Source organism: uncultured Henriciella sp. (assembly GCF_964005855.1).
Lineage (GTDB): Bacteria > Pseudomonadota > Alphaproteobacteria > Caulobacterales > Hyphomonadaceae > Henriciella.
In genome coordinates this window covers 90,823-103,403 of the sequence record NZ_CAXFSW010000003.1, presented here as the reverse complement: position 1 = coordinate 103,403, position 12,581 = coordinate 90,823, and the positions used below count along the sequence as shown (strand labels likewise).

The 12,581-nt window shown below is 61.8% G+C and carries 15 protein-coding genes; 9 read left to right on the top strand and 6 right to left on the bottom strand.

What is annotated here, in order from left to right; all coding sequences use genetic code 11:
* The first annotated feature begins 109 nt into the window (after positions 1 to 109).
* The 5 genes from ABNU55_RS06490 (at position 110) to ABNU55_RS06470 (ending at position 6,173) form a co-directional block, all read left to right on the top strand.
* Positions 110 to 1,225 (top strand): extracellular solute-binding protein, encoded by a 1,116-nt coding sequence (locus ABNU55_RS06490; protein ID WP_290752509.1) that lies wholly within the window; start codon positions 110 to 112, stop codon positions 1,223 to 1,225.
* An 11-nt stretch (positions 1,226 to 1,236) separates the two neighbouring features.
* Entirely contained in the window at positions 1,237 to 2,859 is a 1,623-nt protein-coding gene (locus ABNU55_RS06485) for an iron ABC transporter permease (RefSeq protein ID WP_290758809.1), read from the top strand.
* Positions 2,856 to 3,890: an ABC transporter ATP-binding protein gene (locus ABNU55_RS06480; protein WP_290755010.1), complete on the top strand. Its 1,035-nt coding sequence runs from the start codon at positions 2,856 to 2,858 to the stop codon at positions 3,888 to 3,890. Before ABNU55_RS06485 ends, ABNU55_RS06480 begins: the two co-directional genes overlap by 4 nt.
* Positions 3,891 to 3,960: 70 nt before the next feature.
* Positions 3,961 to 5,322 carry a M48 family metalloprotease gene (locus ABNU55_RS06475; RefSeq protein WP_290755008.1) on the top strand — a complete coding sequence of 454 codons (1,362 nt, stop codon included), beginning with the start codon at positions 3,961 to 3,963 and terminating at the stop codon, positions 5,320 to 5,322.
* Between the two features lie 101 nt (positions 5,323 to 5,423).
* Positions 5,424 to 6,173: a thioredoxin domain-containing protein gene (locus ABNU55_RS06470; protein WP_348764274.1), complete on the top strand. Its 750-nt coding sequence runs from the start codon at positions 5,424 to 5,426 to the stop codon at positions 6,171 to 6,173.
* On the opposite strand, the gene ABNU55_RS06465 is transcribed toward ABNU55_RS06470, so the two are convergent.
* From ABNU55_RS06465 to thiS, 3 genes are all read right to left on the bottom strand, one after another.
* Complete coding sequence (locus ABNU55_RS06465; protein WP_290755004.1) at positions 6,170 to 6,943, bottom strand: thiazole synthase; 774 nt, start codon at positions 6,941 to 6,943, stop codon at positions 6,170 to 6,172. The genes ABNU55_RS06470 and ABNU55_RS06465 overlap by 4 nt on opposite strands.
* A 68-nt stretch (positions 6,944 to 7,011) precedes the next feature.
* Complete coding sequence (locus tag ABNU55_RS06460; protein WP_290755002.1) at positions 7,012 to 7,509, bottom strand: SRPBCC family protein; 498 nt, start codon at positions 7,507 to 7,509, stop codon at positions 7,012 to 7,014.
* An 81-nt stretch (positions 7,510 to 7,590) separates the two neighbouring features.
* On the bottom strand, positions 7,591 to 7,791 hold the full coding sequence (gene thiS / locus ABNU55_RS06455; RefSeq protein WP_290755000.1) for a sulfur carrier protein ThiS: 201 nt from the start codon (positions 7,789 to 7,791) through the stop codon (positions 7,591 to 7,593).
* Positions 7,792 to 7,856: 65 nt separating this feature from the next.
* Between thiS and ABNU55_RS06450 the strand changes: the two genes are divergently transcribed.
* The 4 genes from ABNU55_RS06450 to aat are packed head-to-tail and all read left to right on the top strand — an operon-like array spanning position 7,857 to position 10,825.
* Positions 7,857 to 8,288 (top strand): type II 3-dehydroquinate dehydratase, encoded by a 432-nt coding sequence (locus ABNU55_RS06450; RefSeq protein ID WP_290754999.1) that lies wholly within the window; start codon positions 7,857 to 7,859, stop codon positions 8,286 to 8,288.
* A gap of 14 nt (positions 8,289 to 8,302) precedes the next feature.
* Complete coding sequence (gene accB, locus ABNU55_RS06445) at positions 8,303 to 8,782, top strand: acetyl-CoA carboxylase biotin carboxyl carrier protein (RefSeq protein ID WP_290754998.1); 480 nt, start codon at positions 8,303 to 8,305, stop codon at positions 8,780 to 8,782.
* A gap of 10 nt (positions 8,783 to 8,792) precedes the next feature.
* Positions 8,793 to 10,133, top strand: a complete 1,341-nt coding sequence (accC, locus tag ABNU55_RS06440; RefSeq protein WP_348764273.1) for an acetyl-CoA carboxylase biotin carboxylase subunit — start codon at positions 8,793 to 8,795, stop codon at positions 10,131 to 10,133.
* A gap of 23 nt (positions 10,134 to 10,156) precedes the next feature.
* Complete coding sequence (gene aat, locus ABNU55_RS06435; protein WP_290751046.1) at positions 10,157 to 10,825, top strand: leucyl/phenylalanyl-tRNA--protein transferase; 669 nt, start codon at positions 10,157 to 10,159, stop codon at positions 10,823 to 10,825.
* Here the strand turns inward: aat and ABNU55_RS06430 are convergent.
* The 3 genes from ABNU55_RS06430 to ABNU55_RS06420 are packed head-to-tail and all read right to left on the bottom strand — an operon-like array spanning position 10,750 to position 12,447.
* On the bottom strand, positions 10,750 to 11,373 hold the full coding sequence (locus ABNU55_RS06430) for a DUF2155 domain-containing protein (RefSeq protein ID WP_290751049.1): 624 nt from the start codon (positions 11,371 to 11,373) through the stop codon (positions 10,750 to 10,752). The genes aat and ABNU55_RS06430 overlap by 76 nt on opposite strands.
* Positions 11,370 to 12,065, bottom strand: a complete 696-nt coding sequence (locus ABNU55_RS06425) for an MlaD family protein (protein ID WP_290751052.1) — start codon at positions 12,063 to 12,065, stop codon at positions 11,370 to 11,372. Before ABNU55_RS06425 ends, ABNU55_RS06430 begins: the two co-directional genes overlap by 4 nt.
* Entirely contained in the window at positions 12,058 to 12,447 is a 390-nt protein-coding gene (locus ABNU55_RS06420; RefSeq protein WP_290751054.1) for an NADH:ubiquinone oxidoreductase subunit NDUFA12, read from the bottom strand. Before ABNU55_RS06420 ends, ABNU55_RS06425 begins: the two co-directional genes overlap by 8 nt.
* Positions 12,448 to 12,581: the final 134 nt, after the last annotated feature.

Below are 12,581 nucleotides of genomic sequence, written 5' to 3'. Positions count from 1 at the left end.
CGCTCTTCTCAACTCTATGAAATCAGAAAGGGCGCGACAGATTGACGTAAGGGCGTCAGAGCTCAGTGAGCTAGTTGCGATTGCTTCTCATTTGTGATTTAGCGGGGCCATGAAACTGACGATCGGAAAATATGCAAGTGTCGGCCTGGCGGCCCTGCTTGTTGCGTGCTCTGGCGGCGAAGACACGGCCGCGATGAGCGAGGACAATTCTGCTGCCAATCAGGAGAGCGCGACGGAGACGAACGATGCGGCGGCAGAGCCCGGCAGCAACGGCACGCTGCGCATCTATTCGGCGCGCCACTATGATTCCGACAAGTTCATGTATGAGGCCTTCGAAGAGAAGACCGGCATCCGCGTGCTCTATCGTGAAGCGGGGGCAAATCAGCTTCTCGAAACCATGAAGGCCGAGGGCGAAAACAGCCCGGCAGACCTGATCATCGCGTCGGATGCGGGGGCGCTCTGGCGGTTTGAGGATGCAGGGCTGACGCAGACCCTGCCGGATGGCGAGTTCGAAGGGGTTCTTCAGGAGCGTCTGATCGAGCCGGCCGGCCAGTGGGTTGGCCTTGCCCGGCGTATACGCGGCGTCGCCTATGATCCCGAGCGGATAAATCCCGACCAGGTAGACCAGTGGCAGGATCTCGCCGATCCCTCGCTGGAAGGTGAAATTTGCGTGCGCTCCTCGACCAATATCTACAATCTATCGCTGATGGCGGAGATGGTGGAGACCTGGGGGCCGGAAAAGGCGCAGGAATGGGCCGATGGTGTCGTGGCGAACATGGCGCGCTCACCGCAGGGCGGCGATACCAACCAGATTGAGGGCGTGGCCGCCGGTCTCTGCTCTGTGGCGATCACCAATCATTATTACTGGGTCCGCATGCTGGAAAGCAGCGCCAGTTCCGACCGTGAAGCCGCCGAAGCGACCGAGATCATCTTCCCGACCTTTGGCGAGGGCGAAGGCATCCATGTAAACATCACCGGGGTGGCGCTCGCCAAGAACGCCAAGAATCGCGATGCCGCGATTGAATTCATCGAATTCCTTCTCACCCCACAAGGTCAGCGCCTTCTTGTCGATGAGACCAAGGAAATTCCGGTCATCGAGGGGGTGAGCTGGCCTGACGGTCTGGATGCCATTCCGGATTTTGAAGACAGCGAAACGCCGCTCGACACGTTTGGCGAGCGTCAGGCGGAAGCCCAGCGCATCTATGATGAGGCCGGCTGGAACTAGCCTTCCCCTCCATGCAGACGCTTCAGGCCCCATCCCTCCATCTGCCGCGCCTCAACCCGGTGGCGCTGATCACACTGGCGGCTGCCGTGCTGGTCGGCGCGCCGGTGGCGATTGCCATCTTTACCGGCCTTGTCGGCGGGGGCGGCGAGGCATGGTCGCATATCGTTTCCACCCAGCTCCTCGGCTACACGCTGACGACGCTGGGTGTGATCGCGATGACCGCGCTCATCATCGTGCTGTTCGCCGTGCCTGCTGCCTGGTTTGTCAGCCTGAACGAGTTTCCGGGCCGGGGCTTTTTCGAGTGGGCGCTTATCCTGCCGCTGGCGGCGCCCGGCTATGTCATCGCCTATGCCTGGGCGGACTTTGCCGATGTCGGCGGACCGCTGCAGTCGCTGCTTCGGGACGTGACCGGGCTGTCGGCGCGCGATTACTGGTTTCCGACCGTCTATTCCATTCCGGGCCTCTCTTTTGTCATGGCCTGCGCGCTCTTTCCCTATGCCTATCTGACGGCGCGCGCGGCCTTTGCGAACCTGTCGCTCTGCACCATGGAGGCCGCGCGCAGCCTTGGCGCCTCGCCGCGCAGGATCTTCCTTCAGGTTGCCCTGCCCGCAGCCCGGCCGGCCATCTTTGCGGGGCTTGCACTCGCGCTGATGGAGACAGCGGCCGACTATGGCGCGGCAAGCTATCTTGGCGTCCAGACCCTCAGTGTCGGCATCTTCCGCGCATGGCATAGTTTCAGCGAGCCTGCGGTCGCCGCACGGCTGGCATTTCTGCTCATCCTCATCGCTTTTGGCCTGCAGTTCATCGAGCGGATTTCGCGCGGGCGAGGCAGTATCCAGCAGACCGCCACACGCTGGCGCACACCGCGCCGCCAGAAGCTGGGCTCACTTGCCGGCTGGTCGGTCGCCCTCGGCTGCGCCCTCGTCCTGACGCTGAGCTTCATCATTCCTGTGGCGCGGCTTGTCTGGGTGAGCGCCGAGACCGGCCTTGGCCAGGGGCAGATTGCCCGGCCATTCTTCAACTCCTTGATTCTCGCGCTGGCAGGCGCGGCAGCTGCCTTCATCCTCGCTCTCGCCATTGTCATCGGCGCGCGTCAGAACCGGTTCAGCCAGTATATCGGCCGGTTCACAGCCGGGGCCGGCTATGCCGCACCGGGTATCGTGCTGGCGCTCGGCGCGCTTTTCATCCTGTCCTGGACCGGCATGTCGGTTGCCGGGCCGGCCGCGCTGGTCTTCCTTGTCTGGATCTATGCAAGCCGCTTTACAGCCGCAGGTGCCGAGCCGCTGAACGCGGCGTTCTCCAAGGCGCCGGCAAGCCTCGGCAATGCGGCGCGCAGCCTCGGCGCGAGCCGCCTGCAGCGCCTGGCGCGCGTGGATCTTCCGGTTGCGATGTCAGGGGCCTCGGCCGCCGCGATCATCCTTTTTGTCGAGACGCTGAAGGAGCTTCCAGCCACACTTATGCTGCGTCCGTTCAACTGGGACACGCTGGCGGTGCAGGCTTTCGCCTATGCCTCAGATGAAAGGCTTGCAGCAGCGACCCTGCCTTCTCTATTGATCACCGCAGCGGGCCTTGGCCCAGTAATTCTTCTGTCCCTGCAGCTGACGCGTGCGGGACAATCGAGAGCGGCTGGATGAGCAATCTTCTACCAATTCATGCGCGCGGCGTGACACGCCGCTATGACGGCCGCGCGGTCGTCGATGATGCCTCGCTGACGTTGCAGCCGGGCAAGATCACCGCGCTTCTCGGCCAGTCGGGCGCCGGCAAATCGACGCTGCTGCGCCTGTTTGCAGGGCTGGAGCCCGTCGATGCCGGGGAAATCCGCCACGGCGATACCCTCGTCTCCTCGCTGTCGAAACATGTGCCTGCCGAAGAACGCCGTATCGGCCTGATCTTTCAGGATTTCGCGCTGTTCCCGCACCTCAACGCCATCGACAATGTCGGCTTTGGCCTGACCGGCGAGACCCGCAAGAAGCGCCGCGAAACCGCCAGCCACTGGCTGGAGCGGCTTGGCCTTGCGCACCGGGCCAAGGCGTTTCCGCATGAACTTTCTGGCGGCGAACAGCAACGCGTCTCCATTGCGCGCGCGCTGGCCGCGCGGCCTGTCGCGATCCTGATGGATGAGCCCTTTTCGGGCCTCGATGTGACACTGAAATCGGAAGTACGCCGGATCGCGCTGGCGGCTGTCACCGAGGCAGGCATTCCAGCCCTGCTAGTCAGCCATGACGCCTCCGAGGCCATGCGGGATGCCGACCGGATCGCGGTCATGAAAGACGGGGTGATCCTGCAGGAAGACACCCCCGAGGCGCTCTACCTCAACCCCGCCAGCATGGCAGTCGCGCGCGCCCTTGGCCCGCTGCGCTCTGTGCGGCGCGATGTCCTGCCCCCCGCCTGGCTGGCAAAGCTGCCCGAGGCAGAGGCCTATTGCCTGCGCCCCGAAGCCGTCCGCCTCGATGCGGCCGGTGAGACGGCGCTGGAGGTCATCAAGGCGCAGCGCACCTCTTCCCTCATGGAAATTGAACTGAAGCTTTCAGACGAGACAAGCGTCCACGCGCTTGCCATCGGACCCTATTGCCCCGCGCGCGGAGAAACCGTCCGCGTCTCCCTGTCACCGGAGTTTGCGTTCGCCGATCCGGCTCCTAACCTGTCTGACAATTCAGTAAGCTAGGGGCCGCGGCCTCGCCAAAGCCGCAATCATCTCCTACGCTCCCTGAAAGAAGCGGAAGAGACGATCATTCATGCGACCACGTTTTCTGAAAACTGCCATCGCCGCCGGGGCAGCGCTCGCCGCTGCGATGAGCGCGTCGGCGCAGGGCCTGATCCGGGATGCCGAGATCGAGACGACGCTGCGCGAATGGACCGATCCGATCCTTGAAGTCGCCGGCCTCGATCCGGAGGATGTCGGGCTTTACATCATCAACGATCCCAGCCTCAACGCCTTCGTCGCGAATGGCCAGAATATCCACCTTCACACTGGCCTGCTGATCGCTGCGGAATCGCCGGGTCAGATCAAGGGCGTCATCGCGCACGAGACGTGTCACATCGCCTGCGGCCACTCCATTTCCCGCACACGCGCCATGGACGTCGCTTCGCGCCCTGCCCTCATCTCCATCGGTCTTGGCGTGCTCGCCATGGCCGCTGGTGCAGGCGATGCGGGCGCGGCCCTGATCGCAAGCTCGCAGCAATTCGCCGCCCTCAATTTCTTCGTCCACACCCGCGCCGAGGAGGCCATGGCCGATGCGGCGGCAGTCTCCTATCTCTCCAAGCTCGGCCAGTCACCCTCCGGCATTGTCGAATTCTTCGAGAAATACCGCTATCAGGAGGTCCTGTCGGAGGCCCGGCGCTATCCCTATTTCCGCTCTCACCCGCTTGCGTCCGACCGGATCAGGACGACGCGTAACCTTGCGCAGGAAACAGGTCTCATGGATGTCGAGCCCGACCCGGAGACCGTGCGCCAGTTCGAGCTCATGCAGGCCAAGCTGATCGGCTTCCTGGAGCCGCTCGCGCGCGTCTATCAGAAGTATCCGACCAGCGATAAGAGCGAGGCGGCCCGCTATGCCCGCGCCATCGCCTCAATGCAGTCATCGGACCTTTCGGGCACGCTGACGGAAATCGATTCGCTGCTCGATGAGTTTCCGGAAAATCCCTATTACTGGGAGCTGAAAGGCCAGGCCTTGTTCGAGATGGGCAAGGCCGCCGAGTCGGTCGAGCCGCATGCAAAATCGCTGGAATACCTGCCGGGACACCCCCTGCTACTCATCAATTATGGCCGCTCCCTCATCGCGCGCGACAATGAAGGCGACCTTGAGGCCGGCGAGGAAGCGCTTCGTGATGCGCTGATCAAGGAGCCGGACAACGCCTTTGCCTGGAACCAGCTCGCCATCGCGCTGGAAAAGCAGGACCGGCGCGCGGAAGCGGAACTCGCGACCGCCGAGGCGGCCTACAATATCGGTGACTATCAACGCGCGCATATCTTTGCCCTACGGGCCATCGAGGACCTGCCAAGCGGTACGTCCGAGGCGCGCCGCGCCAATGACATCCGCAATGTCACCGACCCGGCGCTTCCCGAAAACGAGGATTACTGGCGCCGCCGCGGCTAGGCGATCACGCCATTGTCAGAAAAGGGGTGCCTTTGCGTTGAGACAAACGCAATGTATGGGCGCTAGTCAGACTGACAGTTCAAATGACGACAGGACGAGACATGACCCTGAGACTGCCCCCCCTCGCCGCCCTTTCCCTTCTAGCCTTCACCCCGGCCTGCGCGCAGCAGGACGACGCCGCCCCGCAAAGCCGGGACGAGATCGAGGAGATCGTCCGCGATTATATCCTTGAGCATCCGGAAGTGATCGAACAGGCGCTGATCAAGCTTCAGCAGCGCGCCAGCGAGCAGGAAGCCCAGAGCGCGCGCGACGCGATCGCCTCCAACAAGGAAGCGATCTATGAAAGCGACGCGGACTATTCCATCGGACCGGACGATGCGCCGGTGACGCTGGTGGAGTTCTTCGATTATCGCTGCGGCTTCTGCAAACGCTCCATGGAATGGACGATGGAACTGCCGGACGCCTATGACGGACAGGTTCGCGTTGTCTTCAAGGAATTCCCCATCCTGTCGCCCGAAAGCGAGAAGGCAGCGCTGGCGGCGCTGGCAGCTGGCGAACAGGGTCGCTACTCGGAGATGCACCGCGAACTCATGGAGCTCGACAATTCCAGCGGCTTTACGCCAGACGAGATCGATGCGGCCGCTGAGCGCGCCGGCGTGGATGTCGACCGGATGCGGGCCGATATGGGCTCTGTTCGGCTTCAGAAAGTAGTCGCCGACAACAAGACGCTGGCCCGGCAGATCGGCATCAATGGCACGCCGGCCTTCCTTGTGGGCGACGAGATGGTCTCGGGCGCCAACCAGCCCGGCGTCATCAAGATGCTCGACGAAGCTGTCGAACAGGCTGGCTAGATCAGCCCTGCAAGTGGCGAGGATGGGTCTGCATAGCGTTTGCGGCCCATCCGGCCCGCCAGATAGGCCTCACGGCCAGCAATTACGGCATGCTTCATCGCCCGCGCCATCCGGACCGGGTCCTTTGCTTCGGCGATGGCGGTATTCATCAGGACACCATCACAGCCAAGCTCCATCGCCATCGCCGCATCCGAGGCCGTCCCGACACCTGCATCGACGATGACGGGTACACGGGCCTGCTCCACGATGAGACGAATATTCAGCGGGTTCTGGATACCGAGGCCTGACCCGATCAGCGAACCAAGCGGCATGATCGCGCAGCACCCCGCTTCTTCCAGTTTTTTTGCGTAGACCGGATCGTCCGAGCAGTAGACCATGACCTGAAAGCCGTCGGCGATCAGCGCCTTGGCGGCGCTCAGCGTTTCTTCCATGTCGGGATAGAGCGTCTTCTGGTCGGAGAGGACTTCAAGTTTGACGAGGTCCCAGCCGCCAGCCTCACGCGCGAGCCGCAGTGTGCGCACCGCTTCATCCGCGGTAAAGCAGCCGGCAGTGTTCGGCAGATAGGTGTATTTGTCCGGAGAGACGTGATCCTGCAGGCGATCCTCATCCTTATTGGAGAGGTTTACCCGGCGCAGCGCCACGGTGACCATTTCCGCGCCAGCTGCTTCGGCAGCTTCTGCGTTCTGGGCATAGGACTTGTATTTCCCGGTGCCGATGATGAGGCGCGAGGTGAAATTGCGCCCGGCGATGGTAAGCGTATCGTCTGTCATAGGCCCGCTAGGTAAGAGACAAATCCGCCCTCCGCTAGGGGCCTTACCGGCAGAACTGGCATGCGAGATCAGGCAAGGCCGAATTTCGCCGGATGATCGCGGACATAGGCCTCAAGTTCAGGCAGGCCCTTCTTGATGCCCTTTTTCATCTGCCCCGAAATCAGCGGCCCCAGGATAAAGGGCGCCTTTGCACGGAATATCCAGTCGAGACGGCACCCGCCCGGCACGTTCTGAAGCCGGTAATCCTCAACGCAGGCCTTGATGGGCAGCGTGGTGCGGTCGAAATAGAAGGCCATGCGCTTGGTGTCCTCCCAGGCGAAGAAGACTTCCTCCACGACCTGTTCCCCGATCCAGACGGTGCGGGTAGTGCCCACCTTGTAGGGTTTGGGCGAGGTCCATTCGACCTTCGTGATCGGCAGCCATTTGGTCCAGGTTTCGCCATCGAGCAGCGCGTTCCAGACCACTTCGCGCGGGAATGGGAATTCGTGGCTGACCCGTTTGATCTTCGACTCGTCCGCGATGAAATCCTCACCGACGGCTTCTATCTTTTTCGGTTCCTTGGCCATGACGTCTCCCGGTATATCTCTTTGGACAAGCGGTAGCACCGGCGCCTGCTGGCTGGAAGACTGACCGCAAGGGAAGGCAGGTCAGCCGCCGCCCACAAACTGAACCACTTCCAGCTGGTCGCCTTCCTCAAGGATCACGGCACCGTGCTGCGATTTGGGGACGATCTCCCGGTTGCGCTCAATGGCGACGCCGCGCGGGTCATCGGTGAGCTTTGCGACCAGATCAGCCACAGTGGCACCATCGGCAATTTCGAACGGGTCGCCGTTTACGAGGACCTTCATGGGCGCATGGCTCCTTTCACTCCGGGCCGCTTGCCTTGCCTGCAAAACGCGCGCAAGACCGTCTCATGACCAAACCGATTTATGTTCTGAACGGGCCAAATCTCAACCTTCTGGGGACACGTGAGCCTGAAATCTACGGACATGACACGCTGGCCGACATCGAATCGCGGCTGAGAGACAAGGCGGGCGAGACCCCGCTTGAGTTCCGTCAGACCAATAGCGAAGGCCAGCTGGTCGACTGGGTTCAGGAAGCCTCGAGGCAAGCACGCTGTGTCATTCTCAATGCTGGCGCCTATACGCATACATCTATCGCGCTGCACGATGCCTTGCGCGCTTGCACCGCTCCTTTGATTGAGGTTCACCTGTCGAACCCGGCGGCGCGCGAGGCGTTCCGCCAAACGAATTATGTGGCGCCTGCTGCCATGGCTTCGATTGCAGGACTGGGCCCACATGGTTATGAAGTCGCACTCGAAGCTGCGCTAAGATTAAAAGCCTGAGGACACGCAATCTGATGAGCACCGCAAAAAACAGCCTCGATACCGGCCTTGTCCGGGAACTCGCCGCCATCCTGCGGGATGCCGACCTTGGCGAGGTCGAAGTCGAACATGAAGGCCTGCGAATCAGGGTGAGCAAGGCACACGCCAATCCGCCTGCCCCGGCGCCGGTCCAGTATGCTCCTGCTCCGGCAGCAGCACCGGCGGCGCCAGCAGCGCCCGCCGCAGCCGATTCAACCGCAGACACCGCTGCACCTGTTGCCAAGAATGCCGTGACGAGCCCCATGGTCGGCACGGTCTATCTGTCGCCCGAGCCGGGCTCCAAAGCCTTTGTGGCGGTGGGCGACAAGGTCAAGAAGGGCGATACGCTGATGCTGGTCGAGGCCATGAAGACCTTCAATCCTGTGGAGGCCCCGCAGGCCGGCACGGTGAAGGAAATCATCGTGCAGGACGCCCAGCCTGTGGAGTTCGGCGAACCGCTGATCGTGATCGAGTGAGGCCACCCGCATGATCGAGAAAGTTCTGATCGCAAATCGCGGTGAAATTGCCCTGCGCATTCACCGTGCCTGTAAGGAAATGGGGATCGCCACAGTTGTGGTCCATTCCGAGGCCGACCGTGACGCCATGGCTGTGCGCCTAGCAGATGAGAGTGTCTGCATCGGCCCGGCGCCGTCTTCAGAGAGCTATCTGAAGAAGTCGCGTATCCTCGCGGCAGCAGAAATCACCAATGCCGATGCCATTCACCCCGGCTATGGCTTCCTGTCGGAGAACGCCCAGTTCGCCGAGATGGTGGAAGCGCATGGCCTAAAATTCATTGGCCCGAAGGCGCAGCATATCCGCACCATGGGCGACAAGATCGCCGCCAAACAGGCCATGATCGATGCAGGGGTACCGGTAGTGCCGGGCTCCGATGGCGGCGTGACCAGTATTGGCGATGCAAAGAAGATCGCCAAGAAGATCGGCTATCCGGTCCTCATCAAGGCAGCTGCAGGCGGCGGGGGCCGCGGCATGCGGGTCGCCAAGTCCGAGAAAGAGCTTGAAAGCGCGGTTCGCGCCGCGAAAAACGAGGCGCGCTCGGCTTTTGGCGATGACTCGGTCTATCTCGAAAAATACCTTAGCACGCCGCGCCATATCGAGATCCAGGTGATTGCTGACAGCCATGGCAATGTCGCCCATCTCTGGGAGCGCGACTGTTCACTGCAGCGCCGTCACCAGAAGGTCTTTGAGGAAGCGCCATCGCCTGCCCTCAACCAGGCGCAGCGCGAAGAGATTGGCGGGATCGTGGCCAAGGCGGTCGAGAAACTCGGCTATCTCGGCGCCGGCACGATGGAATTCCTCTATGAGGACGGCAACTTCTATTTCATCGAGATGAATACCCGCCTTCAGGTGGAGCATCCGGTCACCGAGATGATCACGGGCATCGATCTGGTACGTGAACAGATCCGCATAGCCGACGGAAAGAAGCTGTCTTTCAACCAGGAAGACGTCATGCTGGTCGGCCATGCGATCGAGTGCCGGATCAATGCCGAACACCCGGAAACCTTCGCGCCCTCCCCCGGTACGATCACCGAGTTCCATGCACCGGGCGGCCCCGATGTACGTCTCGATAGCGCCGCCTATGCCGGCTACAAGATCCCACCCAATTATGACAGCCTTATCGGGAAGCTGATCGTGCATGGGCGCACGCGCAATGAGTGCATCATGCGCCTGCGCCGGGCGCTGGATGAAATGGTGGTCGGGGGTATTCACACGACCCTGCCGCTGCACCAGCGTCTCGTGGATGCCAAGGATGTGGTCGACGGCCATTATGACATCCACTGGCTGGAGCGTTTCCTGGCCGACAAATAGGTCCCGGGAAAGGCGCGAGCGCCATGTCTGACCGATTCGATACCGAGATGCTCCTCGACTGCTACCGGCAGGGCGTGTTTCCCATGGCGGATTCGCGCGAGGACATGAACCTCTTCCTGATCTCTCCAGAGATCAGGGGCATCCTGCCGCTCAAGGGGTTTCATGTGCCACGCCGCCTGCGCAAGACAGTGCGCAAGGCGCCCTATCGCGTCACGGTAGACCTTGCCTTCAACCGGGTCATCGAGGCCTGCGCGGAGGATATGCCAGACCGGCCCACCACATGGATCAATACACCGATCCAGAACATGTATGCCGCCCTCCACAGGCAGGGCCATGCCCATTCAATTGAGTGCTGGGACGATGAAGGATGGCTGGTGGGCGGGCTTTACGGGGTCTCGCTGGGCGCGGCCTTCTTTGGCGAAAGCATGTTTTCGCGGCGCACTGACGCGTCAAAGATCGCGCTTGTCCATCTGGTGGCACGGCTGATCGCCGGCGGCTACCAGCTGCTCGACGCGCAGTTCCACAACCCGCATCTGGAGCAGTTCGGCCTGATCGAGATGAAAAAGTCGGACTTCATGCGCCGGCTCGAGGCCGCCCTCGCCATGGACGCTGACTTCTATTCGTCTGGCGAAGCGGGCGAGGACAGGCTTTCCGGCGAAGGCTGCTTGCACCTGATCACCCAGACATCATAGACGGGGTGTTCCAGCGCGCTGAGCCCCGGTGAGGACGCAAACATCCAGCCGGAAAAGAGCGGCCCGGCCTCTTCCTCTTTCTCTGCTGGCTGCCTAGGCGCCGTTTTTCTGTCCGCAGCATCGAGTTCTGCCTTAACGTCGGACAGGAGACGCGGCTCTGTCAGCGTGTTGGTTGCCACATAATCGGCTTCGGTAATCTGCAGGAAGGCAGCACTTTCCGGCGGCTCCTCCGGCGGGGTCTGGAAACAGACCTTCAGGTCGACTTCCAGCACGCCATAGACGACCGGCTTGCCGACTTCGATCTCAAAGTCGGTTGACCGGCCGGTGATCTTGTCGAGCGCGCGAAGCGTGGCCATACGTTCCTGATTATAGGTCGGACCGGGGTCTTCCTGCTCCTCTTCCTCGAGGCTTTCCATCCCGTCGGTCTCTTGCGCGCCCTCTTCGCTGGCTTCATCGCCGGCGTCCAGCGCAGGATCGGTCTCATCCTGTGCGCTGGCGCCCAGACTGATCGCTGCTGCCGTCAGGGCGACGCAGAAAAGCTTTCTCACTGATTGTCTCCTGCCGATTCCTCATCTTCTGTCTCATCGACAGAAGCCTCGGATTCAGGAGATTCTGTGTCGTCTTCTGCATTTTCCTGCGGTGTTTCGGCGCTGGAGGCCGAGGCATTGTCCGAAGCGGACGGGGCAGCCGGATAACCGCCTGACGCATCGCTGGATGAGCTGGAGCTGCTTCCACTGCCGCTGTCGCCATCATCTCCGCCGCCGCTTGCAAAGGACGCCATGAGGGTGAGCAGGTCGACACTGCCCTGCGTGTAGAGGATTTCGCCGCAGCCGCTCTCGCCGAACAGCTCCTGACCCTCGCCGCAAGGTTCGATCTGGCCGTAGCCGGCAGCAGGCTCGAGATTGATATAATTGCCGCCCAGCAGGCCTTCGGACTGGATACGGGCGGACGTGCCATCCTCGAGCGGGACCAGCCGGTCATCGATCGCCATTGTCACCAGCGCTTCTGCACGTTCCATATTGAGGTCAATCGCACGTACCGTGCCGACCTTGACCCCGGCCATGCGAACATCGGTGCCGCGCTCGACCCCGCTCACACTATTGAACCGAGCGCCAAGCTCTACCGTGCCGGACGTGCTGGCCGAGCTGTCACTGCCCGTGCCGATGGCAAACCAGAGGAAGGCGCCGGCCACGACGAGGACCGCCGCGCCGATAATTGTTTCGAGCAGGGATTCACGCATCGGGGGTCCACGCCTCATAATCTGCATCAGAAGCCTGGCGCTTGCCGGCCTCATTGAGTGAGCCTTTCGGGTGATAGGCAAACAGGGTGCCGGTCATGTTCGGCTTATGGTCGATTTCCCATTCGCGGCGATTGAGCGGCTTTTCCGTCGGCGGCTCATCCAGCGTGTGATGCAGCCAGCCATGCCAGTCTGCCGGCACCTTGGAGGGCTCTGCATAGCCATCATAGATGACATAGCGGCGGTGACGGCGCTCTATGGAGACCTTGCGGTCTTCATAATACTTGTTGCCGTACTCATCGGTGCCGACGAGCTGGCTGCGGCGCTTGATATCGAACAGGCCGCCGAGCGTGACGCCATTCCACCAGGTAAAGAGTCTGAGCATGTCGCAATCCTGAAACTTCTGTGCGCAAACTGGAATATGGGGCAGGTCGTGCGGCGAATCCAGTTATGGATCGGCTCACAATATATGTGACGAGCCGTCAAGCCTTCTGCATCATTGTGATGCGTCAGGACAAG

Excerpts from the sequence above, each read along its gene's own strand:
- ABNU55_RS06490 (WP_290752509.1), top strand. The coding sequence starts at position 110 with ATGAAACTGACGATCGGAAAATATGCAAGTGTCGGCCTGGCGGCCCTG.
- ABNU55_RS06485 (WP_290758809.1), top strand. The coding sequence starts at position 1,237 with ATGCAGACGCTTCAGGCCCCATCCCTCCATCTGCCGCGCCTCAACCCG.
- ABNU55_RS06480 (WP_290755010.1), top strand. The coding sequence starts at position 2,856 with ATGAGCAATCTTCTACCAATTCATGCGCGCGGCGTGACACGCCGCTAT.
- ABNU55_RS06475 (WP_290755008.1), top strand. The coding sequence starts at position 3,961 with ATGCGACCACGTTTTCTGAAAACTGCCATCGCCGCCGGGGCAGCGCTC.
- ABNU55_RS06470 (WP_348764274.1), top strand. The coding sequence starts at position 5,424 with ATGACCCTGAGACTGCCCCCCCTCGCCGCCCTTTCCCTTCTAGCCTTC.
- ABNU55_RS06465 (WP_290755004.1), bottom strand. The coding sequence starts at position 6,943 with ATGACAGACGATACGCTTACCATCGCCGGGCGCAATTTCACCTCGCGC.
- ABNU55_RS06460 (WP_290755002.1), bottom strand. The coding sequence starts at position 7,509 with ATGGCCAAGGAACCGAAAAAGATAGAAGCCGTCGGTGAGGATTTCATC.
- thiS (WP_290755000.1), bottom strand. The coding sequence starts at position 7,791 with ATGAAGGTCCTCGTAAACGGCGACCCGTTCGAAATTGCCGATGGTGCC.
- ABNU55_RS06450 (WP_290754999.1), top strand. The coding sequence starts at position 7,857 with ATGACCAAACCGATTTATGTTCTGAACGGGCCAAATCTCAACCTTCTG.
- accB (WP_290754998.1), top strand. The coding sequence starts at position 8,303 with ATGAGCACCGCAAAAAACAGCCTCGATACCGGCCTTGTCCGGGAACTC.
- accC (WP_348764273.1), top strand. The coding sequence starts at position 8,793 with ATGATCGAGAAAGTTCTGATCGCAAATCGCGGTGAAATTGCCCTGCGC.
- aat (WP_290751046.1), top strand. The coding sequence starts at position 10,157 with ATGTCTGACCGATTCGATACCGAGATGCTCCTCGACTGCTACCGGCAG.
- ABNU55_RS06425 (WP_290751052.1), bottom strand. The coding sequence starts at position 12,065 with ATGCGTGAATCCCTGCTCGAAACAATTATCGGCGCGGCGGTCCTCGTC.
- ABNU55_RS06420 (WP_290751054.1), bottom strand. The coding sequence starts at position 12,447 with ATGCTCAGACTCTTTACCTGGTGGAATGGCGTCACGCTCGGCGGCCTG.